This window comes from Streptomyces sp. AV19, assembly GCF_015999245.1.
Classification (GTDB): Bacteria; Actinomycetota; Actinomycetes; order Streptomycetales; family Streptomycetaceae; genus Streptomyces.
On record NZ_JAEAMR010000018.1, the window covers coordinates 88872 to 113010 of the forward strand.

The 24139-nt window shown below is 72.1% G+C and carries 25 protein-coding genes; 10 read left to right on the forward strand and 15 right to left on the reverse strand.

The genetic code is table 11. The features are described 5' to 3' along the window. Nucleotides 1–43: 43 nt before the first annotated feature. The 3 genes from I5Q34_RS25820 to I5Q34_RS25830 all read right to left on the reverse strand — a co-directional run bounded on the left by I5Q34_RS25820 (nt 44) and on the right by I5Q34_RS25830 (nt 3004). Nucleotides 44–550 carry a hypothetical protein gene (locus I5Q34_RS25820; protein ID WP_199894817.1) on the reverse strand — a complete coding sequence of 169 codons (507 nt, stop codon included), beginning with the start codon at nt 548–550 and terminating at the stop codon, nt 44–46. A gap of 339 nt (nt 551–889) precedes the next feature. Next, nucleotides 890–2164, reverse strand: a complete 1275-nt coding sequence (locus tag I5Q34_RS25825) for a hypothetical protein (RefSeq protein WP_199894818.1) — start codon at nt 2162–2164, stop codon at nt 890–892. A gap of 6 nt (nt 2165–2170) precedes the next feature. Next, on the reverse strand, nt 2171–3004 hold the full coding sequence (locus I5Q34_RS25830; protein WP_199894819.1) for an alpha/beta fold hydrolase: 834 nt from the start codon (nt 3002–3004) through the stop codon (nt 2171–2173). A gap of 227 nt (nt 3005–3231) precedes the next feature. On the opposite strand from I5Q34_RS25830, the gene I5Q34_RS25835 reads away from it, so the two are divergent. Then, nucleotides 3232–3741 (forward strand): hypothetical protein, encoded by a 510-nt coding sequence (locus I5Q34_RS25835; RefSeq protein WP_199894820.1) that lies wholly within the window; start codon nt 3232–3234, stop codon nt 3739–3741. Between the two features lie 49 nt (nt 3742–3790). Here the strand turns inward: I5Q34_RS25835 and I5Q34_RS25840 are convergent, their stop codons facing one another. From I5Q34_RS25840 to I5Q34_RS25860, 5 genes are all read right to left on the reverse strand, one after another. Then, nucleotides 3791–5245 carry a glyceraldehyde-3-phosphate dehydrogenase gene (locus I5Q34_RS25840; protein ID WP_199894821.1) on the reverse strand — a complete coding sequence of 485 codons (1455 nt, stop codon included), beginning with the start codon at nt 5243–5245 and terminating at the stop codon, nt 3791–3793. A 235-nt stretch (nt 5246–5480) separates the two neighbouring features. After that, nucleotides 5481–6200 (reverse strand): tRNA-dependent cyclodipeptide synthase, encoded by a 720-nt coding sequence (locus I5Q34_RS25845; RefSeq protein ID WP_199894822.1) that lies wholly within the window; start codon nt 6198–6200, stop codon nt 5481–5483. 48 nt (nt 6201–6248) lie between these two features. Continuing rightward, nucleotides 6249–6575 carry a DUF6092 family protein gene (locus tag I5Q34_RS25850; RefSeq protein WP_199894823.1) on the reverse strand — a complete coding sequence of 109 codons (327 nt, stop codon included), beginning with the start codon at nt 6573–6575 and terminating at the stop codon, nt 6249–6251. Beyond that, nucleotides 6535–7077 carry a nitroreductase family protein gene (locus I5Q34_RS25855; RefSeq protein WP_277965717.1) on the reverse strand — a complete coding sequence of 181 codons (543 nt, stop codon included), beginning with the start codon at nt 7075–7077 and terminating at the stop codon, nt 6535–6537. The genes I5Q34_RS25850 and I5Q34_RS25855 overlap by 41 nt, the downstream gene beginning before the upstream one ends. A 429-nt stretch (nt 7078–7506) precedes the next feature. Then, entirely contained in the window at nt 7507–8784 is a 1278-nt protein-coding gene (locus I5Q34_RS25860; RefSeq protein WP_199894824.1) for an APC family permease, read from the reverse strand. A gap of 105 nt (nt 8785–8889) precedes the next feature. Between I5Q34_RS25860 and I5Q34_RS25865 the strand changes: the two genes are divergently transcribed. Together I5Q34_RS25865 and I5Q34_RS25870 are read left to right on the forward strand one after the other, a co-directional pair. Next, nucleotides 8890–9105 (forward strand): hypothetical protein, encoded by a 216-nt coding sequence (locus tag I5Q34_RS25865; RefSeq protein ID WP_374193060.1) that lies wholly within the window; start codon nt 8890–8892, stop codon nt 9103–9105. Nucleotides 9106–9228: 123 nt separating this feature from the next. Further along, nucleotides 9229–9627: an ArsR/SmtB family transcription factor gene (locus I5Q34_RS25870; RefSeq protein ID WP_374193062.1), complete on the forward strand. Its 399-nt coding sequence runs from the start codon at nt 9229–9231 to the stop codon at nt 9625–9627. An 83-nt stretch (nt 9628–9710) separates the two neighbouring features. On the opposite strand, the gene I5Q34_RS25875 is transcribed toward I5Q34_RS25870, so the two are convergent. The 3 genes from I5Q34_RS25875 to I5Q34_RS25885 all read right to left on the reverse strand — a co-directional run bounded on the left by I5Q34_RS25875 (nt 9711) and on the right by I5Q34_RS25885 (nt 12480). Continuing rightward, nucleotides 9711–10748 (reverse strand): cytochrome P450, encoded by a 1038-nt coding sequence (locus I5Q34_RS25875; RefSeq protein WP_307811737.1) that lies wholly within the window; start codon nt 10746–10748, stop codon nt 9711–9713. 220 nt (nt 10749–10968) lie between these two features. Then, entirely contained in the window at nt 10969–11775 is an 807-nt protein-coding gene (locus tag I5Q34_RS25880; RefSeq protein ID WP_199894828.1) for a TenA family transcriptional regulator, read from the reverse strand. An 81-nt stretch (nt 11776–11856) separates the two neighbouring features. After that, nucleotides 11857–12480: a hypothetical protein gene (locus I5Q34_RS25885; RefSeq protein ID WP_199894829.1), complete on the reverse strand. Its 624-nt coding sequence runs from the start codon at nt 12478–12480 to the stop codon at nt 11857–11859. 281 nt (nt 12481–12761) lie between these two features. Here I5Q34_RS25885 and I5Q34_RS25890 point away from each other — a divergent pair, with 281 nt between their 5' ends. Next, nucleotides 12762–14408, forward strand: coding sequence for a methylmalonyl-CoA mutase (locus I5Q34_RS25890; RefSeq protein WP_199894830.1), 1647 nt, complete (start codon nt 12762–12764; stop codon nt 14406–14408). Nucleotides 14409–14415: 7 nt separating this feature from the next. Beyond that, nucleotides 14416–14850: a cobalamin B12-binding domain-containing protein gene (locus I5Q34_RS25895; protein WP_199894831.1), complete on the forward strand. Its 435-nt coding sequence runs from the start codon at nt 14416–14418 to the stop codon at nt 14848–14850. 110 nt (nt 14851–14960) lie between these two features. On the opposite strand, the gene I5Q34_RS25900 is transcribed toward I5Q34_RS25895, so the two are convergent. Continuing rightward, nucleotides 14961–15101 (reverse strand): hypothetical protein, encoded by a 141-nt coding sequence (locus tag I5Q34_RS25900; protein WP_234429548.1) that lies wholly within the window; start codon nt 15099–15101, stop codon nt 14961–14963. A 495-nt stretch (nt 15102–15596) separates the two neighbouring features. Between I5Q34_RS25900 and I5Q34_RS25905 the strand changes: the two genes are divergently transcribed. The 4 genes from I5Q34_RS25905 (at nt 15597) to I5Q34_RS35865 (ending at nt 21708) form a co-directional block, all read left to right on the forward strand. Next, entirely contained in the window at nt 15597–16055 is a 459-nt protein-coding gene (locus I5Q34_RS25905; protein WP_234429549.1) for a pyridoxamine 5'-phosphate oxidase family protein, read from the forward strand. Nucleotides 16056–16130: 75 nt separating this feature from the next. Continuing rightward, complete coding sequence (locus I5Q34_RS25910; RefSeq protein ID WP_199894834.1) at nt 16131–19229, forward strand: amino acid adenylation domain-containing protein; 3099 nt, start codon at nt 16131–16133, stop codon at nt 19227–19229. Next, nucleotides 19226–20437 (forward strand): cytochrome P450, encoded by a 1212-nt coding sequence (locus I5Q34_RS25915; RefSeq protein WP_199894835.1) that lies wholly within the window; start codon nt 19226–19228, stop codon nt 20435–20437. The genes I5Q34_RS25910 and I5Q34_RS25915 overlap by 4 nt, the downstream gene beginning before the upstream one ends. A gap of 41 nt (nt 20438–20478) precedes the next feature. Next, nucleotides 20479–21708 (forward strand): cytochrome P450, encoded by a 1230-nt coding sequence (locus tag I5Q34_RS35865; RefSeq protein WP_199894836.1) that lies wholly within the window; start codon nt 20479–20481, stop codon nt 21706–21708. Here I5Q34_RS35865 and I5Q34_RS25925 read toward each other — a convergent pair. Then, on the reverse strand, nt 21698–22300 hold the full coding sequence (locus I5Q34_RS25925; RefSeq protein WP_199894837.1) for a nucleoside deaminase: 603 nt from the start codon (nt 22298–22300) through the stop codon (nt 21698–21700). The genes I5Q34_RS35865 and I5Q34_RS25925 overlap by 11 nt on opposite strands. A gap of 261 nt (nt 22301–22561) precedes the next feature. On the opposite strand from I5Q34_RS25925, the gene I5Q34_RS25930 reads away from it, so the two are divergent. Next, nucleotides 22562–22987: a DUF3592 domain-containing protein gene (locus I5Q34_RS25930; protein WP_199894838.1), complete on the forward strand. Its 426-nt coding sequence runs from the start codon at nt 22562–22564 to the stop codon at nt 22985–22987. 22 nt (nt 22988–23009) lie between these two features. Here the strand turns inward: I5Q34_RS25930 and I5Q34_RS25935 are convergent, their stop codons facing one another. Both I5Q34_RS25935 and I5Q34_RS25940 read right to left on the reverse strand, forming a co-directional pair. Continuing rightward, nucleotides 23010–23339 (reverse strand): branched-chain amino acid transporter permease, encoded by a 330-nt coding sequence (locus I5Q34_RS25935; RefSeq protein WP_199894839.1) that lies wholly within the window; start codon nt 23337–23339, stop codon nt 23010–23012. Further along, complete coding sequence (locus I5Q34_RS25940; RefSeq protein ID WP_199894840.1) at nt 23332–24081, reverse strand: AzlC family ABC transporter permease; 750 nt, start codon at nt 24079–24081, stop codon at nt 23332–23334. The genes I5Q34_RS25935 and I5Q34_RS25940 overlap by 8 nt, the downstream gene beginning before the upstream one ends. Nucleotides 24082–24139: the final 58 nt, after the last annotated feature.

The window sequence follows — 24139 nt, forward strand, 5'->3', positions numbered from 1 at the left end:
CGCACCACCCGGTGGGGCGGTGCGGCCCGGCGTCAGACGGCGCTCAGTACCCCCGGTACGCCGTGATGTCGGTGGTGTGCGCCTTGCCCTTGACGTCCAGCAGCACCCGCAGCTTGTGGCCGGTGTAGTAGTTGCCGACCGCGCTGTGCTTCTTCCAGTCGCACAGCCGGAAGCCGCTGCTGGCGAGGATCCGGCCGGTGTTCATGTCCTTGATCCGGACCCGGGCCTTGCCCTTGTCCCCGTTGTTCCAGCACTTGAACGTGACCTTCGCGGAGTTCGCGGGCCGGGACTGGGTGTAGTTCTGCGACTCCCACTTCTTGCCGTGCGAGTTGAGGTACGCGGCGGATATCTTCGCCGGCCCCCAGACGCGCTTCCAGGTGGTCTTGACCGCGGTGCTGTCCCCGGAGTCCGTCGTGTGCGCGGCGGCGACGGCGGACGCGGCCGTGGAGCCGGCCGCGCTCGGTGCGGCGGCCATGGCCGGGGTGGCGGCCAGGACGCCGCCGAGGATCGCGGTCGTGGCGGTGAGGGCGATGCGCTTGCGTACGTACATGCTTCGGGTTCCTTCCCCCGCTGTTCGGGACGGGCGGCGCGGGGTGGACCGCGCCGCCCTGTTGCACCACGAACTCTGCTGGGCCACGCCGGCAACTTCCAGCACTCACCGCCCGGTCGGGGCTTCATGGGACGTCCCACGGTCCGACCTGCGGAGACGTCCCGTCCCACGAGGCGTGGGTGGGACGGGAGTGGCGCCAGGACAGCACCGACCGGAACCGCGTGGAGCCCGGCATGCTCCTGATCACCCCGCCCGGCGAGAAGGAGCACTTCATGCTGAAGTGGCCCCACGGCGGCGCCCTGGTGAACCAGTCGGGGGCCACCCACCCCGGCACCTGCGTCAACCCGGTCGGCGTCGGCCGAGCCCGGCGCTGTCGGGCGGGTCTTCCAGAAGCCCGGCGATCACCGCGGGCGCGGGAGGGCCGTCCAGGAGGGCGCGCAACTCCGCCGCGCCGTCCCGCCGCTGCTCCGGCGTGAGGGCGAAATACCGCTCCAGGCGCTCGTTGAACGTACGGCGGAACCGCGCGTAGAGGCCGTCGTCCTCCCTGATCCGTCCGGCGACGGCCACGAGGGCCTCGGTGCCCGCGTGGTCGTCCTCGGGCGGCGCGTGGCCGGGCAGGACGTCCGCGAAACGCCCGGCCAGGCGGCCGAAGAGGGTGTCCACGAGGTGCCGGACGGTGAACGTGTGCGCGTAGTGCTGCTCGTGGAGCCCCAGCGGCAGCCGGCCCAGGAGCGTGGCCTCGTGGAGTGCCGACAGGCCGGGGGCGAGCAGGTAGTGCGGCGTCCTCGCCACGTGGCGCAGCAGCTCGCGCTGCGGCAGGAACCGGCGGTCGACCCGGCGCCCGGCCGCCGTCCGGAGCGTGCGGGCCCGGTGACCGGCGTACGGGCCGCCGCAGAGCAGGACGCCGTCGAGCCGGGGCCAGTCGGCGAGCAGGTCCGGGATCCAGCGGTCGATCAGCCGGAGGTAGTCGTTGTTGGTGTCGAAGTCCAGGAGGAAGTTCCGGAAGCCGCCGGTGTTGATCAGCAGGTCGTAGTCGTGGCCGCGGTCCGGGTCCGGTCCGCCGTCCGCCCGTGCGGCGTACAGGCCTTCCAGGTCGACGAGCGGGCCGGTCAGCCGCATCGCGTGACCCGCGTCGGCGAACTCGGCCATGCGCCGGGGGACGCCGGGGAAGTTCTGGATCACGCTGTGGTCGGCCAGGAAGTGGGCGGCGAGGACGCGTTCGTGGGGCGTGAGGCGGGCCAGGTGCCGGCGGGCCGCCGGGAGGGAGTCGCGCGGGAGGGTCGCGCTCAGCTCGCGGATCCGCGCGAGGGGCTGCCGGTGCCGCCAGAAGCCGAACAGGCAGTCCACCAGGACGACCGGGCGGCGCGCCACGGCCGAGCGCAGGACGAGGTCGGCGTCCATGACGGAGACGACCCGGTCGGCGTCCACCGGCAACGGGCCCGCTCCCCCGCCGTCGTGGAGGGCGTCGAAGGCGGCGGCGTTGCGGCGCGCGAACGCCGCCGAGATGCCGTTCCCCACGAACACCCGTTCATGGCCGGCGAGTTGCCGGGCCACGGCGACGAGTACGGACGCCGGGCCGAAGCCGCAGTTCTGGGCACCCATCAGGATGCGCACGGCGCGTCAGCCGCGTGCGGGCCGGGCGCCGGCCAGGATCGCGCCGAGCCGGGCGGCGAAGGAGGCGGGGTGTTTGGCGTAGCCGGAGTGCCCGCCGGGGAACTCGGCCAGTTCACTGCCGAGCCGCCGCGCCAGCTCGGCCGTCGGCCGGTGCACGGCGTGGTCGCGCGAGTCCAGGCCGCCGGCCATGACGACGCGGTCGGCCACGGCGGCCAGCGCGGTGACGTCGGGCACGCAGCGGGTGGAGGGCCGCATCACATGGGCCAGGAAGAACGCGGTGTTGTCCGCCGCCTCGTCCGCCGCCTCGGGGAGCGCCGGAGCGGGCCTCCCGCTGAAGGCGGCGTTGAGCCTGTCCATGGCCGCCCGCACGCCGTCCCGCCGGTACGTCGCGTACACCTCGTCGAAGAACGCGAACTGCCGCTCCGCATCGGGCAACAGGCCCATGGCGGGCGGCTCGTGGGCGACCGCCAGCCGGGTCCGGCGCGGGTCGCGGACCATGAGCTCCAGGGCGATCAGCCCGCCCGAGCAGCTGCCGAACACCTGCACCGGTTCGCCGTCCCGGGTGAGGTGACCGAGGAGCCGTGCGGCGTCGTCGGCCTGGGTCGCGAGCCATACCGGCCAGGGCTCCGGCGGCGGGGCGTCGAGCGGGCTGCGCGAGATGCCGCGCGGGTCGTAGGTGACGACGCGGTGGCGGGCGGCGAGCGCGTCGGCCGTCCGCCGGAAGACCTCCGCGTCGGAGGCGCCGCCCGGGATGAGCAGCAACAGCGGCCCGCTGCCGCGCACTTCGTGGTAAAGCCTCGCGCCCGGCACCGTCAGCGTGCCGCTCTCCAGCGTGTCCATCGCTCTCCAGGTCGCTCCGGGACAGGGCCGCGTGCGAGGGAAGGCTATGCGCCGGAGGGGCCGCGCGGGTAGGCGTACGACGCCGCAGCGCGCCGTCGTACCGGACCGCGCACCGCCCGTCGCTCCGGCGCGCCTGTCTCCGGGGCGTGCCACCGGGGCAGGGACGTCCCATGATGCCCAGTGCGAGAAGAAGAGCCGCCGTGACGGGGACGGTCGGCGGAAGAACTATGCGTGCGGCCGCTCTGCTGACCGCGGTGGTGCTCGGCGCGGCCGTGCCGGTGCCGGCGTCCGCCCACTCCCGTGACTCCGGTCAACTGCTGTGCCATGGTACGGAGTCCGTCGCCTACCACCCGGGCATTACCCTTCGGCCTCGGCACATCCGCGTGACGGTGGACGGGCGGTTCGGCTCCTGCGCCGGCGGGGGCGGGAAGGTGCGGAGCGGCGGCTACCACGAGGAGTTCACCCTCTTCACGGGCTGCAACAACCTCCTGGACGGGTTCCGGACCAGCCGGACCTACCGCTGGAACACCGGCGACGCCAGCACCGCCGGCATCGCCGGGAGCAGTACGGCCGTGGCCGGCCAGGTGGTCACCCCGGCCGCCGGCACCGTCACTCACGGCCTCTTCCACGGCCGGAAGGTGCTCCAGCTCATTCCCCTGCCGCAGCCGGGGGCACTGCAGTGCCTGGCGGGCGGTGTCACCGGGGCGGCCGGGCCGACGGTGCTGACGGTCCTCTAGGCCGGCGGTCCGGCCCGCCGCGGGGGCGGGCCGGTGCGTTCCGCCGGGGTCAGGCCACCGGTGCGGGGAAGGTCGGGTACTCCACCCCGGAGACGTGCTGGACGACGCGGATGACCTGGCACGAGTAGCCGAACTCGTTGTCGTACCAGAGGTAGAGGATCGCGTTGTCGCCGTCGACCTTGGTGGCGCCCGCGTCGACGATCGAGGCGTGGCGCGAGCCGATGAAGTCGCTGGAGACCGCGTCGGGCGCCGTGGTGAAGTCGATCTGGCGCTTGAGCGGCGAGGTCAGCGACACGTCGCGGAGGTGGTCGAGGACCTCCTCGCGGCTGGTCTCGCGGCCGAGGCGCAGGCTGAGGATGGCGATCGAGACGTCCGGGACCGGGACGCGGATCGAGCTGCCGGTGATCGGCGCCTTGAGGTCGGGCAGCGCCTTGGCGACGGCGGAGGCGGCGCCGGTCTCGGTGATGACCATGTTGAGCGGCGCGGAGCGGCCGCGGCGGTCGGCCTTGTGGTAGTTGTCCAGCAGGTTCTGGTCGTTCGTGAACGAGTGGACGGTCTCCACATGACCGCGCAGGACGCCGTACTCGTCGGCCATCGCCTTCAGCGGCGGGACGATCGCGTTGGTGGTGCAGGACGCGCAGGACAGGATCCGCTCGTCCGGCTTGATCGTGTCGTGGTTGACGCCGTGGACGATGTTGGGGACGTCGCCCTTGCCCGGCGCGGTCAGGACGACCTTGTCGATGCCGGGGCGCAGGTGCTCGGACAGGCCCTCGCGGTCGCGCCACTTGCCGGTGTTGTCGATGAGGATGGCGTTGTCGATGCCGTACGCCGTGTAGTCGACCTCCGACGGGTCGTTGGCGTAGATCACCTTGATCTCGTTGCCGTTGGCGGTGATCGTGCTGTTCGCCTCGTCGACGGTGATCGTGCCCTGGAACTGGCCGTGGATGGAGTCGCGGCGCAGCAGCGAGGCGCGCTTGACGAGATCCTCGTCGGCCCGGCCGCCTCCGCCGCGGACGACGATGGCGCGCAGCCGCAGACCGTTGCCGGAGCCGGACTTCTCGATCAGGAGGCGGGCGACGAGGCGGCCGATGCGGCCGAAGCCGTAGAGGACGACGTCGCGCCCGTCGCCGCGCTCGATCTTGTTGGCGCCGGTGGCGCCGGCGACGGCCCGGGCGGTGAACTCCTCCACCGTGAGGCCGTGGTCGTCGGCCCGGTAGGTGGCGGCGAGCATGCCGATGTCGATCTGGGAGGGGCCGAGGTCGAGCGTGGTGAGGGCCCGCAGGAAGGGCAGCGTCTCGGTGACCGAGAGCTCCTCACCGGCGATCTGGCGGGCGAACCGGTGAGTCTTGAGGATGCTGACGACCGACTTGTTCACCAGGGAGCGGCTGTGGACCAGGACGGTGACGTCCCGCTCCCGGTGCAGCTTCCCGATGACCGGGATCATCGACTCCGCAATTTCCTCGCGGTTCTTCCAGTTGGTGAACGTGTCCTCGTTGACAGTCACAGGGGTATCTCTTTCGAGCTAGGCGGCGCTCACATGCTAACCCCATGCCTTTTCGGCTGTTCAAGCAGTGTGTCCGAGCACACGTGATCAATGTCGGGATCAATGCCGGGCGGGCCCGGGCCGCCGCCGGGCGAGCGCGGTGCGGCCGGTTCCGGTGCACGGAAAGGGGCGCCGGAACCGGCCGGTCCGTGGATGCGCGGCCGGCGGGGCGCTTCGCGGGCCCGCAGGGCCGCTCTCAGACCGTCGCGAGCGCCGGCTCCGCGGGGCGGACGATGACGAACCCCTGGCCGGGGGCCGCGCGGAAACCCTGTGGATCACCCGCGAGGTACTCGCTGATCGGGGTCCTCATGTGGTACAGGACCACCGACGCGGAGACGCCGAAGATGGCCGGGCAGTCGGTGAACAAGGGCGCTTCCGCCTGGACGTAGGCCAGGCCGGCCCGCAGGTGCGCCTCGGTGATGGCGCTGTCGCCACGGTGGGCGACGACCTCCTGCACCATCGCCTCGCAGGTGGCGGTGAACTCCGCGTCCTCCTCGAAGGCGCGGTCCGTCCGCTCCCGCACGGCCCGGTATTCGGGCAGTTCCAGAAGCTCGGACAAGGCCCGCACGCGGAACCGCTCGGCCCGCGGGCCCTGCTTCTCCACCGCCCGCCTGATCCGTCGCCGCGCGTCACGGACGGTGCCCTTCACCGATCTCGCGGCGCTCTCCGGCGTGCGGCCGTCGGCCAACAGCATGTCGTCCAGAGCGGTGTCGACATAGACCACATCGATCTGCCCGTAGTGGTTCCCCGCCCAATCGAGCAGCGCGGTGAGCCGCTCCTGATTGAAATAGCTGTTTCCGGTGCTTATTCCTACGAGGGCGTGTTCCGCCCGCTGCCAGATGCGTTCGCAGTTCTCCCCGAGGGGCTCGGCACGCATTTCGATCCCGGGGGCCTCCGCCAGCACATTCGGCGGCATATCGGTTTCTCCTCTTGGGGGTTCGTGGACCGGGGTTCGTGGATCCACTCAAGAACGCGAGGTGAACGCGGCGTCCTTCACGGTGTCCGCCATCTTCAGGCAGAGTTCGTCGAGGATTTCGGCCATGTCCCTGTCGCCGCCCATGGGGGCGAACATGATGTCGTCCAGGCTCTTGCGCAGCTCGGTGAATCCGGGCGTGCCGCCGCCGGCCCGGTCGAGGATTTCCAGCAGCCGGCGCGCGGCGTCGGCGCAGCGGAAGGCACCGTAGTCCGCGGGCTCGTTGAGCAGCCCCCTGCCGCTGCTCAGCAGGTACGCGGCGAGCAGGGCGATGTCCTCATGCAACCGGTTCTGCGGCACGGTTTCCCCAGACTTCATAGCTGATCACCTCGTTCTTGTCGCGGCGGTCGGAGGGTGTGGGCGGCTCGGCGGGGCGCCCGACGGGGACGAGCAGCACGGGTTCGAGCGGCTCCGGCAGGCCGAGCGTGTGGCGCAGCACCTCCTCGCGGAAGCTGCTCACCGGGCAGCCGCCGAAGCCGAGGGCGTGGGCGGAGAGGAGCAGGTTCTCCACGGCCATGGCCACGCAGAGCTTCGAGGTCTCGTAGATCTTCCGGGACAGCTCGCCGGTGAAGCCGGAGGTCAGCCGCCGGTCGACGCAGGCGACGACGACGAAGGCGGGCGTCCCGATGATGCCGGGGGAAAAGGCCCGCAGCATCCGCACGTTCGCCGGATCGCGGACCACGACGAACGACCACGCCTGTTTGTTGGAGGCGGTGGGTGCGGCGAGCATGCACTCCAGCATCTGGTCGATGAGTTCGTCGTCGATGGGTTCCGGCGCGTAATTCCGGAGGACGGTCCGGGTGCGGATGACGTTCAGCACGTCGGGCAGCGTTTCCGGCAAAGGACTCTTTGGCATCACTTCCCTTTCTCTTGCCACTTTGGGTAACAAGCGCCACTTGTGTACCGCACGGTGACGAGGGGGCTCAAGGAGTCGGGACGACAAGATCCCCGGACCGCATGCGGAATCTCCCCTTCAGTCGAGAAGGGGACGAATGGCCGAACACCCGCTATTGATCCGCGTCTTCAGCGCCCCGAAAACGATGCGCACGGCACGGACCCGGATCTGCGGCGCCTTCGACCGGGGGGTGTGCAGAGACGAACCGGCTTGTCCAGACGGTCTTTTCGGCCAGTCGGGCGCACTTGTTGGACTGCAACCTATCGCCGGAATACACCACTTCGCCCCTTCTCGCCCATCCCCTGTCCCAGAATGTGGGATTGATGACGTCCGGCCCGGAAGGAGTCGTTCCGCCTACCGTTCCGACCGGGCCGCGAGAACGCGCCCGACGCCGTGAGCCGCGGCACCGGCGGCCAGGACCGCCGCGCCCAGGAGCACCGAGGCGGCCGGCAGGGCGAAGGCGAGGGCCAGGCAGCCGGCGAGACCGGCCACCGGAACGACGCGGGGCGGGCGGCCTTCGGCCCGGGTGAGGGTGAGCGCGGCGGCGTTGGCCACGGCGTAGTAGAGCAGCACGCCGAAGGAGGAGAAACCGATCGCACCGCGCACGTCCGCCGTCGCGGCGAGCGCGGCCACCACCGCGCCGACGGCCAGTTCGGCCCGGTGCGGAACCTTGAACCGGGGGTGGACGGCCGACAGGACGTGCGGCAGACGGCGGTCCCGGGCCATGGCCAGGACGGTGCGCGAGACCCCCAGGATCAGGGCGAGCAGCGACCCGAGCGCCGCCACGGCGGCCCCGGCCCGGACGACGGGCACGAGCCCGCCCGCCCCGGCGGCACGGACGGCGTCCGACAACGGCGCCCGTGCGTCGGCCAGTTGCCGGGGCCCGAGCACCGTGAGCACGGCGACGGCGACGAGGGCGTAGACGGCCAGCGCGATGCCGAGCGCGACGGGGACGGCGCGGGGGATCGTACGGGCCGGGTCGCGGACCTCCTCGCCGAGGGTGGCGATGCGCGCGTAGCCGGCGAAGGCGAAGAACAGCAGGCCGGCCGCCTGGAGCACCCCGCCGAAGCCGCCGTCGGCGCCGCCGGCCGGCCGGGCGGCGTCCGAGGCGCCGGAGGACAGGCACGCGACGACGACCGCGGCGAGGACGGCCAGGACCAGGCCCACGATCACGCGGGTGAGGAGCACGGACCTGTGCACCCCGGTGCAGTTCGCCGCGGTCAGCGCGACCACGGCGGCGACCGCGACCGCGTGCTCCTGGCCGGGCCACGCGTACGAGCCGACAGTGAGCGCCATCGCGGCGCAGGAGGCGGTCTTGCCGACGACGAAGGCCCACCCGGCCAGGCAGCCCCAGAAGTCCCCCAGCCGCTCGCGGCCGTAGACGTAGGTGCCGCCGGAGGCCGGGTAACGGGCGGCGAGCCGGGCGGAGGAAGTGGCGTTGCAGTAGGCGACCAGGGCGGCCAGGGCCAGACCGGGCAGCAGCCCGGTACCGGCCGCCCGGGCGGCCGGGGCGAGCACGGCGAAGACCCCCGCGCCGATCATCGACCCCAGCCCGATCACCACCGCGTCGGCCGGGCCCAGCCGCCGGGACAGCCCGTCCGGGGTGCGTGCGGCGGCCGGCGGTCGGTTCATGCGGCGCCCCCTCGGCGGCAGGGTCGTGGGCCTCTCGCTACCCGGCAGACGGTATCCGAAGGGGGCGACGGCGGCGGGCGACGCACGACATATCGACTTTCGGAATTGCAAACTTATGCAACTCTCGGGCCCGGCGTGCTCGCCTTCGCCGTGCACGACCGCCACCCCTACCAGCCCGCCCTGTACCGGGCGTTGGCCGCCGCCCCCGGGAGCGGGCCGGCCATCGTGGCGGCGGTGACCATGGAGCTCGGCGGGACGGCGGTGGTGCGTCCGGACGCGGACGGGCAGGGCAAGGCCGTCTGGATCACCCTGCCCCTGTGAAACGGCCTTCCGTCCCCGGAAGGGGACCGCGGGTGTTCAGAACTTGCAGGAATCTGCAATTGTGGAGGTCACGGGATGTCATGGGAGGCGATCGCGGTCGTCTCCACGAACGGGAAGCAGCGGGTGGAACAGGTGCGCAGGACGAGCGCAGACCATGGGGCCGGGTCCGGCGGCGGGCCGAACGCGCAGGCGGGCACCCCGCTTTACCAGCTCAAGGCCGAGTTCTTCAAAACGCTCGGCCATCCCGCCCGCATCCGCGTCCTGGAGCTGCTCAGTGTCCGGGAGCACGCGGTCGCGGAGATGCTGCCCGAGGTCGGCCTGGAGCCGGCCGCGCTGTCCCAGCAGCTCGCGGTCCTGCGCAAGGCCAACCTCGTCCTCACCCGCCGCGAGGGCTCCAACGTCTTCTACCGCCTCGCCGCCCCCGAGCTCGCCGAGTTGCTGAGGGTCGCCCGGAGCATTCTCTCGGGCGTCCTCCAGGGCCAGGCCGAGCTCCTGGCGGACCTGCGCGCCGCGACGCCTTGAGACCTGCCGCGGGGAGCGGTCTCCTTCGGCGTCCGTTCCGCAGGATCGCAACGGCGCCCGTGGCGGGGAGGAGCTTCGGCAGATCACCCACAACCCACCCGATCCGACACGGGTTCGGTGAAGAAATCCGGTGACGAGGCGCCCGGCCTCAACACGACGAGGAGTTCTTTGTACCCATTGGTGATGAACGACTCCAGGGGTTCCAGGGAGCCCTGAGGGCGAGCCATTCTCATCCGCGGAAAGCGACCGAAAACGGCGGGCAGAGCGACTGCGGCCTCCAAGCGGGCCAGCTTCGCCCCGAGACAGCGATGGACCCCGTACCCGAAGGCGATGTGGTCCCGGCGCGTCGCGCGGGTGATGTCGAACGCCTGGGCATTCGCTCCGTGGCGGTCCGCGTCGTGCCCCGCGGCGGCGTAGGAGACCAGGATGGGATCCCCCCTGCGGATCAGCACGCCGTCCAGGTCGATGTCCTCGGTCGCGTACCGCAGAGGCACATGGGCGATCGGCGCCCTGGCCCGCAGGGTCTCCTCCACGGCGTCGTGCCAGGACGCCCGTCCGCTTCGGATCAGTTCCAGCTGATCCGGATGGGCGAGAAGCGCCGCGATCGAGTTGGCCAGAAGGTTCACGGTGGTTTCGTGCCCGGCACCGATCACCAGGAACAAGGTGTCCACCAACTCCCGTTCCGTCAAGCGGGAACCGTCGCCGCCCTGGACCGCGATCAGCGCGGAGGCCAGATCGTCCGCAGTCCCGGCTCCCCGTTTGGCCGCGACCAGATCGGCCAGGACGGCGTACACCTCTCGTTGGGCGGCCCGGATTTCCCTGACCGTGGCGGATGTGCGCATGAACTCGTCCACGCCGGCGCACAGGGCGGTCCGGCTGCCCTGGGGGACGCCGAAGAGTTCGCAGATGACATGGATCGGCAGGGGGTGGGCGAAATCCGCGCGCAGGTCCGTCTCGTGGCCGGCCGGCACCCTGTCCAGGTCCAGCAGAAGATCTCGGGTGATCGCCTCGATCCGAGGTCTCATGGCCTCCGAACGCCGCGCCGAGAAAGCCCCCGCGACGATTCGGCGAAGCCTGGCGTGCTCGTCCCCGTAGGTGGTCATCATGTTCTTGCCGGCCACCCAGCGGTACAGCGTCCAGTCCGGACCGATCCGGCCGTCGGCGAAGTCCGGCCAGTGCTGCCGGGGATCCTTGGAAACCCGGGAGTCACGCAGCACTTGCTTGACGCAGTCATGGCGTGTCACCGACCAGGCCGTGACGCCACCGGGCAACTCCACGAGTGCGGCGGGCCCTTGTTGCCTCAGCCTGTGGGCCTCGCCTGCCAGGTCACGGCCCTTCGGGTCAAGGACGTGGGGACAACGGGAAGGCACGGTGAACCCGCTCCGCTCCATGCGCACCAGCGGCCGACAACGCCGGAGTCCGGCCCATGGAGTCGACCGCCTCCCGGTAGAGCCGTAGTGAGGTGACGGCGGCGCGGGCCGCCCGCTCCTGCGTCTCCGCGTCGGTGGCCAGCAGTTTGGCGAGTTCCAACGCCTGGCGCGGATGCACGTCGTCGTGCTCGGCGTGCTCCGTCAGCCAGCGCAGGGGGCGAGGATCGTCATGGAAGCGCTTCCGGAGGACGGGCATCATCCGGACGCACATTTCACCGGTCACCCCTTCCATCACATAGTTGACGGCGGTGAACACCTCGGCCGGCGTGCCCTCGTGCGCAGTGGTCCACAGATGCCGGTGCAGCTTTGTCATCTCGGGGCCGGGAACGTGGTTCACGATCTCTTCGTAGGTGGCTCCATGGGCCATGGCCCAGTCGATGTACCACCGGGCATGCCGCGCCTCGGTGCTGATGTTGCCGATCAGCCAGTCACGGGCCGCCAGATCGCCCGTGCGCTGCCCGAAAGTGGTGCGCGCGAGGCAGGCGGCCATGTACTTGGGGAAGGACTCCACGATGCGGAAGGCTTCTCGCAGATAGTGCCGCCACGCCGCGTCGGAGCTCTCGTCCGGCTTCATCGCGAGCAGGAAAGGTGAATTCCGCATCCTGTCCAGCTCGTTCCGCAGGTCGGCCACCATCGCCGCCACCCATGGGACATCGGGGGTCGGGGCGAGATCGGAATCGGTCAGTTCACGGGCCGGAGGGCATGAGGCGTCTGTCATGGGGAGCGTCTCCTTCGCCGGACCTGCTCAAGTCTCTGCAGGTAAGCGGGTGGGAGGAGGGCCGGTACGACCGCTCTCCTCCTAGGCCAGAATCGTGCCCGCGCAGCTGCCGAACAGCGTGCCCTCCTGCGCGCTCCCCGCACCGAAGGCGTCGTTGAGGATCCGGGCGAATTCCGGTGTCAGATTGAGCTGCGCATCCGCGAGCTCCACACCGACCACGGGCGGGACCACGGACGAGACCGTGGGCACCAGTTCGGGCAGGCCGGCGTAGGTGTAGACGGGGGTGCGGACGCCCTCCGGGCTGCTGTTGGTCTTGACGATGTAGGAACTGCCGCCGAGCGGAAGGGTTCCCTCGGGGTCGGAGATCTCCACGAAGTGGCCCTCGGCGTCGGTGAGTCTGAAGCCGCCCTTCACACTGCCGACGACGCTGATGCTCTTGGCCAGCGCCGTGACGTCGCCGATGAGGGCGAGATCGATGTTGACCGTGCCGGTGCCGTCCGTGACGGGATAGGACGTGGCGTCCTTCCCCTCGCTGAGGGCTTTGAACGTCACCCCGGCCTTCTTCCAGACGACACTGCACTGTCCTTCGCCCTGTGCGAAGGGCACGGCCACCGGGACCCTGGCCTGCACGGTCTGAGCGGCGACGACCGTCGCGACGAGCACCGAGGCGCCCACCACGGCTATGGACCTGCGCGACACGGCCACGACGTTCTCCTGCCGTTCGAGTCCGGAATCCCCCTGCCTCAGGCTTCCGGGCACGGGGGACGTGTGCAAGTGAGGCGGGTCAAAGGGATGACGCTACGGAGATGCCCGACCACGTGTGCTCGTCGCAGCCTCGTCCGGGGAAGCGCGCCGCGTCGCGACACGCCCCGTGCGGGTGCACCCGGACGCCCCGGTGAACGGGCGCGAAGGCGCCGGCGGCCTGCATGCTCGGGAGCGGGGCGACACCTGCCCCGACGGAAGAGAAGAAGGGCAGTGCCTCGCCCATGACGAACCGGCAAGCACTCCGCTCCGCCTCACCCGAAGCCCCGGCCCCGGCCCCGGTCTCAGCAGCGGCACCGGGCCGGGCCGCCGCCACCGACAGCGGCATCCTCCTGCAGCCCGTCTACACCGGGGCCCCGGACGGCCGGGACACGTCGCTGCCCGGCGAGCCGCCGTACACCCGCGGCGCCTACCGGACGATGTACCGGGGACGTGGCTGGACGGTACGTCAGCTGGCCGGATACGGAACGGCCGACGACACCAACCGGCGCCTGCGCCTGCTGCTCGCCGAGGGCGCCGCAGCGGTCAACACCGTGTTCGACTACCCCACCAACCGCGGCTACGACAGCGACGACCCGCTCGCGGCCGCCGACGCCGGCCAGGGCGGTGTCGCGATCGACAGCGTCGACGACATGCACCGCCTCTACGCCGGTATCGACCTGGACGAGGTCAGCGTCTCCCTGGTGCTGTCCCACCCGATCGCCGCCGGAACGGTGCTGGCCATGTACCTGGTCGCCGCCGAGGAGCGCGGCCACCGGACCGAGGGCCTGCGCGGCACTCTGCAGAACGACTTCATGATGGAGACGGCGGTCCTCACCGCACCGCACGTCCTCCCGCCGAGCGCGTCGTTCCGGCTGGGCGTCGACGTGGTCGAGTACTGCGCTCAGCACCTGCCGCACTGGTACCCCGTCAGCTTCGCCGGTTACAACTACCGCGAGGCGGGCGCCGACGCGATCCTGGAGGTCGCGCTCGTGGTCGCCAACGCCGTCGCCACCATCGAGGAGATGCGCCGGCGCGGCCACGGCGTCGACTCCTTCGCCCACCGCCTGTCCAGCTTCTTCACGGCCGGCAACGACCTCTTCGAGGAGGTCGCCAAGTTCCGCGCCGCCCGCCGCGTCTACCACCGCGAGGTGGACAGCCGCTTCCGCCCCGCGCGGCCCGCCAGTGCCCGGCTCAAGTTCCATGTGCAGACCTCCGGTTCCCGGCTCACCGCCCAGCAGCCGCTCAACAACATCACCCGGTCCACCGTCCACGCACTCGCCGCCGTCCTCGGCGGAGCGCAGTCCCTGCACGTGAGCGCCTACGACGAGGCCGTCTCGATCCCCTCCGAATCCGCAGCGCTCACCGCCTTGCGCACCCAGCAGATCCTGTTCGCCGAATCGGGAGTGAGCCGCACCGCCGACCCGCTCGCCGGCTCCTATCTCGTGGAGCACCTCACCGACGCCGTCGGCGCCCGGATCGCCGCCGTCCTCGCGGAGATCGACGGGCTCGGCGGCCTGCTCCCGGCCGTCGAGTCCGGCTGGGTGCACCGGCGCCTCACCGACACCGCCTACCGGGACAGCCTCGACGTCGAGTCGGGCCGACGGCAGGTGGTCGGCGTCAACTGCCACGTGAGCGAACCCCACCGGCCGGTTGCCCCGTTCACCGCACCCCGTGCGGCCCGGAGCCAGGGCGAGCGCCTCGCGCGGCTGCGGGCCGCGCGCGACGAAGCGGCGGTCCGGCGCCGGCTCGCCGAACTCGCCGACCGCGCACGGAGCCGGACGAACACCATGCCGGCGCTGGTCAAGGCCGTCGCGGCACGCTGCACACTCGGCGAATGTACCCAGGTCCTCCGTGACGTCTTCGGCAACTGGCAGCAACCCCTGGGATGAGGCTGGAATGAGCACGAGTACGGACGCCCGCGCGCGGACCAAGGTGGTCCTCGTCAAACCCGGGCTCGACTGCCACTACCGCGGCGCGCTCGTCGTCGCCCGCTTCCTGAGCGCCCAGGGTCTGGAGGTCGTCTACGCGGGCAACCAGACCCCCGTCGGCGCCGCCGCGGCCGTCGAGCAGGAAGACGCCCACGTCCTGGGCATCTCCAGTCTCTCCGGCAATCATCTGCACACCGTTCCGGCGATCCTCACCGAGCTGCGCGACCGCGGTCTGCACGACGTCACCGTGGTCGTCGGCGGCATCGTTCCCCATGTCGACCGGCCCGCTCTGCTGCGCGCCGGTGTGAGCGCGGTCTTCGGCCCGGGCGACTCCCTGACCGCCATCGCCGACCACATCCGCACCGCCGCGGCAGCCCTCCCCGACGCCGCCCGGCAGGGCTGACCCGGTGCCCCCGCCCTGGAGAGGACCGATCACTTCGGGGAGTGCTGTCCCGCGTAGAACAGCAGCCACACGGCACCGTCGGCGAAGCGCCGGCTCACCGCCCCGCAGGCTCACCCGGAGTCCGTCGCCGCGTCGGGATCGATGCCGTGCTCACGGGCGATCCGCAGCGCGTCGTCCAACTCGTCCGCGGCAACGGCCTCCTCGTAGGCGTCCCCGGCCTCCTGCGCAGCCGCGAGACGTGAGCGTGCCATCCGGACCCGCTCCAGCGCTGCCTCCGCGAACCCGCCCACACCGCGCCCCCGTTCCGTATGCCATCTAGTGAATTGCAGAACTCTGCAAGTCTAGCCGGGTCCGGGCCGGCGCGCCCCGTCGCCCCCGGGCCAAAGAGGCCGCACACCGGCGCGTGCACAGCGTCACCGAAGCTGACAAGTGGTGATCATCGGCCAAGTCCGCGCGGCCGCCCGGCCGTACCGCCCGGGGCGGTTCCGGAAACGTTTCCGTCCTGATCAACCACCGGTAACGCCCGGTCTCCGACCGGCGCGGACGTCCCTCCCCCGCCCTCCACGGCGCTCCCCAACACGGCTCGAAACATGAGTTTGTGGGGTAATCCGCCGGGGAGTCATGCGTCGTTTCCAAGATTTTTCATGTCGGTGACAGCGCCGCAACAGTGCGTGCCGCCGTCACCACCCCATCACCACTCGTCACCACCGAAAACCGAAACAGGAGCTCAACGCATGCTTCCCGCCATGCCGCACGACGCCCGCGAACGATTCCTCGCCGAGCCGCGCATCGGCGTCCTGGGCGTCACCGACCCCCGGGGCGGTGAGCGCGCGCCCCTGGTCGTACCGGTCTGGTACGGCTACGAGCCCGGGGGCGAGATCGTCATCGAGACGGGACGGGAGACGGTCAAGGCCCGACTGCTGCGCGCCGCCGGGCGGTTCAGCCTCTGCGCGCAGGACGAGCGGCGGCCGTACCGGTACGTCAGCGTCGAGGGCCCGATCACCGCGATCGAGGACCCGATCGACCCGGCCGTGCGCGAGGCCCTGGCCCAGCGGTACCTGGACCCCCAGGAGGCACGCGACTACCTGGTCGGGACCGTGGACCAGCTCAAGGACGACGTCGCCTTCCGCATGCGCCCGCAGCGCTGGCGGAGCGCCGACTTCGCCGCCTTCGCGGCCGACTTCGAAGGGGCCGACGCCGGCTGACCGCCGCGTACCGCACACAGCCGCCCCGACAGCACCGCAGCACCGCAGCACCGCAGCACGAGCGAGAAGGACTTGATGACCGACACCGACGTTTCGTCACGCCCGTTCCCCCGCCCCGCGTCGTTCCCCGTCCCCCCGGCGCCCGGCTACCCCCGGGACCGGCGCATACCCGAGCTGTTCGCGGCGCAGGCGGCCGCCCGGCCCGACGCGCCGGCGGCCCGGCACGGGGAGCGCACCCTCACCTACGGGCAACTCGACGCCCGCTCCGACGCCCTGGCCGCCCGCCTGCTCGCGCGCGGCGTCGAGCCCGGCGACCTGGTCGGCGTGTGCGGCAGCCGCTCGCTGGAGGCGCTGGTCGCGCTGCTGGGCATCCTCAAGGCCGGCTGCGCGTACGTACCGCTCGACGAGGACCTGCCGCCGGCGCGGCTGCGGGCGATGGCCGAGGACGCCGGGCTGCGCGCCGCCGTCACCCTGCCGGGCAGCGAACGCCCGGTGCGCGGGCTGCGCGTGAGCATCGGCCTCGACGGGACCGCCGGGACGAAGGCCCCCGCGGCGAAGGCTCCCGCGGCGACCGGCGACGCTACGCGCGTCACCGGTTCCGCCGCCGACCGGGCCTACGTCGTCTTCACCTCCGGCACGACCGGCCGTCCCAAGCCGGTGGCGATCCCGCACCGGGGCGTGGTCCGCCTCGTCCTCTCCGAGCCCGAACTGCCGCCGCCCGGGCCGGGCGACCGGGTCCTGCACGCCTACGGGCTGTCCTCCGACGCCTCGACGATCGAGATCTGGGGCGCGCTGCTCACCGGCGCGTGCCTGGTGATCGCCGACCGCGAGGAGCTGCTCTCGCCCGCCGCGCTGGAGGAGCTGTTCCGGGCGCACGACGTGACGGTCGCGTACCTGACGACGAGCGTCTTCCACCTGGTCGCCCGCACCCGCCCCGAGGCGCTGGCCGGGCTGCGGTTCGTCTCGGCCGGCGGCGAGGCGATGGACCCGCGGCTGGCGAACGCCGTCCTCGCGGCCTGCCCGGACACCACGGTCGTCAACTTCTACGGCCCGACCGAGAATTCGGTGGTCTCCACCGCCCATGTGCTGCGCCCCCTGCCCGAGGACGCCGCGCACGTCCCCCTGGGCCGCCCGTTCGGCGCCTCCACCTGCCACGTCCTGCGGGCCGACGGCTCGGTCGCGGCGCCCGGCGAGGAGGGCGAGCTGTACGTCGGCGGGGACGGGCTGGCCCTGGGCTACCTCGGTGACGCGCGCCTGACCGCCGAGCGGTTCGTGGCGCTCCCGGCGGTGGAGCCGGGCGGGCCGCTGTACCGGACCGGCGACCGGGCGGTGCGGACGGCCGACGGCCTGCTGGAGTACCGCGGGCGGCTGGACCGCCAGGTGAAGCTGCGCGGCGCGCGCGTCGAACTCGACGAGGTCGAGGCCCGGTTACGGGCCCACCCGGCGGTCGGCGAGGCCGTGGTCGAGGCCGCGGAGGGCGCGCTGACCGCGTACGTCACCGCCGTCGCGCCCGGCCGGCCGCTGCCGCTGCCGGAGCTGCGCGCGTACTGCGCGCAGTGGCTGCCGCCGCAGGCCGTCCCGCTGCTCGTGCCCATGGACAGCTTCCCGGTGACCAGCGGCGGCAAGGTGGACCGCGCGCGTCTGAAGCCCGCGGCACCGGTCGCCGCGGACGAGCCGAGGGCGGAGGGCCTGCTCGGCGCCCTCGCCGAGGTCTGGCAGCAGGTGCTGCGCGTCCGGCCCGCGCCCCGGGACGACTTCTTCCTCCTGGGCGGCGACTCCCTGCTCGCCTCCGAGGCCGTCACCCGCACCCTGGCCGTGCTGGGCCTGGACGCCTCCCTGGGCTCCGGCCTGATCAGGGCGCTGCTGGCCGACCCCAGCCTGGAGGGCTTCGCGGCGGCCGTGACCGCGGCGCGCGGCGGCTCCGCGGCGGCGTCGGAACCGACGGTCGACTTCGCCAAGGAGGCCGGGCTCGGCTTCGACCTCCCGCCCGCCCAGGGCCCGGCCCCGAGCCCCGGCGATCCGCGGAACGTCCTGCTCACGGGCGCCTCGGGGTTCGTCGGCGCCTTCCTCCTGGACCGGCTGCTGCGCTCCACGGCGGCGCGCGTCCACTGCCCCGTACGGGCCTCGGACCGGGCGCACGCCGAGCGCCGGGTGCGCACCGCGCTCGCCCGCTACGGGCTGCACCCGGACGAGGCCGCGTGGCGGCGGGTGGAGTGCTTCCCCGGCGACCTGACCGAGCCCGGGCTGGGCCTGTCGGCGGAGCACGCCGACGAGCTGTCCCGCACCCTCGACCTCGTCCTCCACAACGGCGCCCGGGTCAACTTCCTCTATCCGTACGAGGAGTTGCGCGCGGCGAACGTGGACGGCACCCGGGAGGTCGTGCGGATCGCGGCCCCGCGCCGGGTGCCGGTGCACTTCCTGTCGACCGTCGCCGTCGTCGCCGGGTTCGGCGCGGCCGGGGTGCGCGAGGTGGACGAGGACCTGCCGCTCGCGTACGCCGACGGGCTCACCATGGGTTACGCGGAGAGCAAGTGGGTGGCCGAGGGGGTGCTGCGGCAGGCCGCCGAGCAGGGGCTGCCGGTGGCGGTGTACCGGCCGTACGAGGTGACGGGCGACCGGACGCACGGTACATGCAACACCGAGACGGCCATCTGCTCGCTGTTCAAGACGATCGCCGAGACGGGTCTGGCGCCGGACATCGACCTGCCCATGGACTTCGTCCCGGTGGACCACCTCGCCGAGTCCGTCGTCCGCATCGCCACCCACGAGCCGGCCGACGGGCGCGTCTACCACCTGACCAACCCGCGTCCGGGCATGCTCGCGGACGTCCTGGACCGGATGCGCGCGGCGGGCTTCGCCCTGGAGACGCTGCCGTACGCCGAGTGGGTGGGCGAGCTGGTGCGGCACGTCGCCGCGCATCCGACGAGCGCCACGGCGCCGTTCGTGTCGCTGTGCGTCGACCGCAGCCGCGCGGCGGACATGTCCGTCAAGGAGATGTACCTCAAGGACACCTTCCCGGTTCTGGGGCGGCGCAACGCCGAGGCGGCGCTGGCCGGCAGCGGGCTCGACTGCCCGCCGGTCGACTCCGCCCTGCTGGACCGCTACTTGGAGTATTTCTTCGCCTCCGGCTACCTCCCCCGTCCCGCCGCCGGCTCCCCGCAGGAGAGCGCATGAGTGACCTCGAGACCGTCGTCCCCGTCCCGGAGGTGGAGCCCGGCACCGCCGGTCCGCCGTGCGCGTACGCCCGGCTGCGGGACGAACAGCCCGTCGTCAAGGCGCAGTTGCCCAACGGCGAGACGGGCTGGCTGATCAGCCGGTACGCGGACGTGCGGGCCGCGTTCGCCGATCCGCGGCTGGAGCGTCCGCTGCTGTCGGCCTGGCCTCCCCGCGAGGGTCCGGACGCGCCGCCGCCGTGCCTGCCGACGTTCCTGGAGATGACCGGGGAGCACCACGAGCGGGTGCGCCGCACGGTCCTGCCGCTGTTCGGGCGGCGGCGGCTGGAGTTCATGGGCCCGCGGATCCGGGCCATGGCGGAGGAGCTGGTCGACGCCATGGTCGCCGGGTCGCGGGACGGCACGGCGGACCTGGTCGCCGCGTACGTCGATCCGCTGCCGCTGCGGGTGCTGTGCGAGACCGTCGGTCTGCCGCACGAGGACCGCGACGTGTATCTGCCGCACACCCTCGCCCTGTTGTCCGCCTCGGGGCTGACGATGGACGAGGTGCTGGCGTCGCTGTACGCGCTGCAGGACTACGCGTCGGAGCTCATCTCCCGCAAGGAGCGGGAGGGCGGGGGCGAGGACTACGTCCATCTGCTCCTGGCGGAGAGCCGCCGGCCGGGGAGCGAGCTGACCCGGGACGACGTGGTCAGCTTCGTCGTCACCATGCTGATGGCCGGCTACAAGACCAACATCCAGCACACCGGCAACGCGCTGCTGACCCTGTTCACCCACCCCGAGCAGCTGCGGCGGCTGCGGGACGAACCGGCGGGGACCGGCACGGCGGTGGAGGAGCTGCTGCGGTACGTCCCGCTGATGAACGCCATCAACATCCTGGTGGCGAAGGAGGACTTCACGCTGCACGGGCAGCGGATCCGGGCCGGTGACGCGGTCGTCCCGGTGCCGGCGTCCGCCAACCGCGACCCCGAGGCGTTCGCCGACCCCGACCGCCTCGACCTGACCCGCTCCCCCAACGCGCACGTGGCCTTCGGGCACGGCCCGCACACCTGCACCGGCGGGCACCTGACCCGGCTGCAGCTGTCGACCGCGATCCAGGTGCTGCTGGAGCGGCTGCCGGACATCCGCCTCGCGGTGCCGGCGGAGTCGATCCCCTGGGACGAGTCGACGCCGCTGCGCGCCCCGGCACGGCTGCCGGTGCGCTGGTGACCGAACTGTTCACGACTCCAGGAGAGAGAGGCCCGTACTCCGTGACCGCACCGACCGACAACGCCCCGACGGACGACGCCCCGCGCGAAGAGCCGCTCCCGCGCTATCCGTTCAGCACCGACGGCGACCGACTCGCGCCCGAACTCGCCGAGTTGCGGGGCCGCTGTCCCGTCGCCCGGGTCAGCACCAACTCCGGCGGCGAGGCGTGGCTGGTCACCGGTTACGAACTGACCCAGCACGTGCTGCGGGACCGGGCGTTCGCCCGCTCCGTGCTGGCCGAGGCCGAGAGCCCGGCGCAGGACGTCCCGGTCCTGGCGCCCGAGCTGCTGGACGCCATGAACCACCTGCAGCAGGCCGGGCTGCGCGACGAGGTGCTCCAGGCACTCGGCCGCAACCAGCCGGAGCTGCCCGCCGACTGGGTCGCCGAGGCCACCGCGGAGGGCCTGGACGCGATGGTCCGGGAGGGCGAACCAGGTGATCTGCAGCGGTACTTCGCGGAGTGGGTCTCCGCCAAGTGCATGTGCCGGCTGCTGGGCCTGCCCTTCGCGGACCGGGCGTGGCTGGCCCACCGGGCCGACGTCGACCTGACGATGGTCACGTACTCGCAGGAGGAACTCGCCCGCAACTGGGAGGAGATCCGGCTGTACATGCAGGAGTACATGGCCGCCCGCCGCCCCGGCGAGCCGCGCGGCCTGGTGGACCGCCTCGCCGACCTCAACGCGGAGAAGGACGGCCTGACGGTCCGTCAGCTGTCGAACATCGTCGCCGTCCTCTTCGTCAGCGGCTACGAGGACTTCGCGAGCTTCCTGGGCGTGGCGGCGTTCAACCTCCTGCAGAAGCCGGACGTGATGAGCGCGGTGCGGGCCCGGCCGGAGACGATGCCGCAGTGCGTGGAGGAACTGCTGCGGTGCAGCGTGGTGCTGGGCAACGCGATCCCGCGCTATGTCACGCGGGACGCGGAGCTGGGTGACGCCTCCGTCAAGGAGGGCGACCTGGTCCTGCTGTCGCTGGACGCGGTCAACTTCGACCCGGCCGCGTTCACGGACCCCGAGTCGTTCGACCCGTCCCGCTCGCCCAACCCGCACCTGCGCTTCGGCTACGGCCGTCATCACTGCCCCGGTGCGCACCTGGTCCGCCGTCAGTCGGACACGGCGTTCCGCGTCCTGCTGGACCGGCTGCCGGACGTCCGGCTGGCGGTGCCGCCGGCGGAGGTGCCGTGGCACCCCCACCGGATGGCGATCATGCCCGCGCGGATCCCGGTCACGTGGTGAGGCCGGGGCGCCGGTAGAGGGGATCGGTGAGGTCCGTCCGCACGCCGCGGCCGACCGCGGGCCGTGGCGCGGGGAGTTCGGAGCGCCGGGCGATTCCGTCGAAGGACAGATCGATCTGCGGGACGCCGTAGGAGAGGAGTGCGGCCACGGACGTTCCGTAGGCGACGGCCGGGACCTCGGCCCACAGCAGGGCGGCCGCGCACATCGCGCACGGTTCGGCGGTGCTGACCACCGCGTGCGCGGAGAGGTCGCGGCCCGCGGCGGCGGCCTCCCGCAGGAGGTTCACCTCCGCGTGGGCGGTCGGATCGCCGGACCGCTCGGTGGTGTTGCGGGCCCCGGCCACGACGGCGCCGGACGCGGCGTCGACGAGGACGGCCCCGAAGGGCCACCGCGCCGGCCGGGCCCATTCCACGGCGACGGGCATGGCCCGCACCACCGCGTCCTTCAGGTGGGCGGGCCAGTGGCCCGTCCACTGTCTTTCCTCGGTGGACCGGGGGCTCGCGGGCGGCGCGAGCGCCCCGAGTACGGGCAGGGGGGCCGCGACGGCGGCCGTGCGGAGGAAGTGGCGCCGGGACGCCTCCGGAGAAGTCATCTCCCTTGTATAGAAGGGGATATCACCGAAAGCGAGGCGGAAAATTGCATCGGTGTGTCCATCGAGACCCGCACCCCCGAGCGGAGTCTCGCCGAGGAGCGGCCCTTCGGACCGTGGAGCCGTTCTCCGGCTGGACCCGGTGATTCCGGGTGGACGGGACGGAGATCATCGTTCAAGATCTCCCCGGAGTTCAAGATCTCCCCGGACGACCGCTGAACCGGCGGCCGCTGAACCGACGACCGCCGACCCAAGGAGCCGCAGGTGACGACGCCTCTCATCATCGGCCTGCTGTTGCTGGCCGCCTTCGGCTCATTCTGCGGGTTCCTCACGTGGCAGTTGGTCGGGCGGCTGCGCTCGCTGGTCAGTGGCATCGCCGTGGAGGGCCGCTGCGTGCGCCGCTACTCGACCGAGAGCAGCGAGAACGGGACGCAGTGGCACCACGTCTACGGCTTCACGACCGAGGACGGCCGGTACGTGGAGTTCGAGGAGGACGCCCTGTTCATGGCGCAGGGCCAGGTCGTGACCGTCCGCTACCGGCCGGGGAACCCCGCCCGTTCGGCCACGGTCATGGGGCGGGGCGGAGCCTGGTCGCCGCTGTTCGGCCAGCTCTTCGGCATCTGCGTCACCGGCATGTTCAGCCTGCTGGGCGTGGTGTTCGTCTGGATCGGGGCCGGCCGGCCCGGATAGCAGGCCGGTCAGCCCCGGCGCGTCAGGAGTGGCTGAAGACCGTGCTCGCGAGGGCGACATGGATCGCCGTGCCGCCCAGCACGCTCAGGACCGCGTTGCGCCGCCACAGGTGCAGGCCGAGCGTGGCCGCGAGGGCCAGGCCGACGGGCAGGGCGCTGGTGAGGGAGACGTCGCGGAGCGTGTAGACGGTGAGGATCACCATCACGCCGACCGGCATGTGCACGCTGAGATAGCGGAGGGTGTCGCTCGCCCGCAGGGGCGCCAGCGCGGCGAAGGGCAGGCAACGCAGTGCCCAGGTGACGGCGGCGGATATGGCGACGGCGGCGGCGACGTAGGCCGTGTTGTCAGGCACGGGCCGTCTCCCTGCGCGGTGCGAAGGCGCGGCGGGCCAGGAGCCCGGCGGTGAACAGGCCCAGCGCGGCGAGCAGCATCTGCCCCGGCAGGACGAAGCGGGCCACCAGCGCGCACACCAGGGCGAGGACGGGGGTGGGGATGTCGCGCTTGGCGAGGTGGGCGTCGACGGCCAGGACGACGAACAGGGCGGTCAACGCGAAGTCCAGCCCGGCCAGTTGCGCGGGGACCAGGGCGCCGAAGACCGCGCCGAGGGTGGCGCCGACGACCCAGTAGACCTGGCACAGGGCCTGGAGCCACACGATCCGCCGGCCGCTCCAGGACTGCGCGGACTCCCCGGTGGTCAGGGCGTACGCCTCGTCGGTCATCGTGTAGGTGCTGTACGCCTTGCCGGCCCGGGACTTGACCCGGTGCAGCGGGAAGGACAGCGCGTAGAAGACGTGCCGGAAGTTGACCAGGAACGCCGTGAGGGCGACCTGGGCCAGCGGCGTCGCCGCGGTGATGAGGCCGACGAGGAGGAACTCCAGCGAGCCCGCGTACACGAAGGCGGTGATCGCGGACGCCCACCACCAGTCCAGCCCCGCGTGGACGACGAGCACGCCGAAGGCTATCCCCAGGGGGAACAGGGCCAGGCCCACGGAACTGGAGTCCCCGAGGGCCGACCGGAAGTCGGACGTGGCGGGAGGGGGTGCGGCGGTATCCGGGTGATGGCGGTCCACGACCGCGTCTGACGGGGCGTTCATGCGGCAATTTTAGGTTTTTCGGCACGTAATTTGGTTTCCGATCATTCCCTGATTACAA

Coding starts and splice junctions, on each gene's coding strand:
- I5Q34_RS25820 (WP_199894817.1), bottom strand. CDS start 550: ATGTACGTACGCAAGCGCATCGCCCTCACCGCCACGACCGCGATCCTC.
- I5Q34_RS25830 (WP_199894819.1), bottom strand. CDS start 3,004: ATGGACACGCTGGAGAGCGGCACGCTGACGGTGCCGGGCGCGAGGCTT.
- I5Q34_RS25835 (WP_199894820.1), top strand. CDS start 3,232: ATGCGTGCGGCCGCTCTGCTGACCGCGGTGGTGCTCGGCGCGGCCGTG.
- I5Q34_RS25845 (WP_199894822.1), bottom strand. CDS start 6,200: ATGCCGCCGAATGTGCTGGCGGAGGCCCCCGGGATCGAAATGCGTGCC.
- I5Q34_RS25850 (WP_199894823.1), bottom strand. CDS start 6,575: ATGAAGTCTGGGGAAACCGTGCCGCAGAACCGGTTGCATGAGGACATC.
- I5Q34_RS25860 (WP_199894824.1), bottom strand. CDS start 8,784: ATGAACCGACCGCCGGCCGCCGCACGCACCCCGGACGGGCTGTCCCGG.
- I5Q34_RS25880 (WP_199894828.1), bottom strand. CDS start 11,775: ATGACAGACGCCTCATGCCCTCCGGCCCGTGAACTGACCGATTCCGAT.
- I5Q34_RS25890 (WP_199894830.1), top strand. CDS start 12,762: ATGACGAACCGGCAAGCACTCCGCTCCGCCTCACCCGAAGCCCCGGCC.
- I5Q34_RS25895 (WP_199894831.1), top strand. CDS start 14,416: ATGAGCACGAGTACGGACGCCCGCGCGCGGACCAAGGTGGTCCTCGTC.
- I5Q34_RS25900 (WP_234429548.1), bottom strand. CDS start 15,101: ATGGCACGCTCACGTCTCGCGGCTGCGCAGGAGGCCGGGGACGCCTAC.
- I5Q34_RS25905 (WP_234429549.1), top strand. CDS start 15,597: ATGCCGCACGACGCCCGCGAACGATTCCTCGCCGAGCCGCGCATCGGC.
- I5Q34_RS25910 (WP_199894834.1), top strand. CDS start 16,131: ATGACCGACACCGACGTTTCGTCACGCCCGTTCCCCCGCCCCGCGTCG.
- I5Q34_RS25915 (WP_199894835.1), top strand. CDS start 19,226: ATGAGTGACCTCGAGACCGTCGTCCCCGTCCCGGAGGTGGAGCCCGGC.
- I5Q34_RS25925 (WP_199894837.1), bottom strand. CDS start 22,300: ATGACTTCTCCGGAGGCGTCCCGGCGCCACTTCCTCCGCACGGCCGCC.
- I5Q34_RS25940 (WP_199894840.1), bottom strand. CDS start 24,081: ATGAACGCCCCGTCAGACGCGGTCGTGGACCGCCATCACCCGGATACC.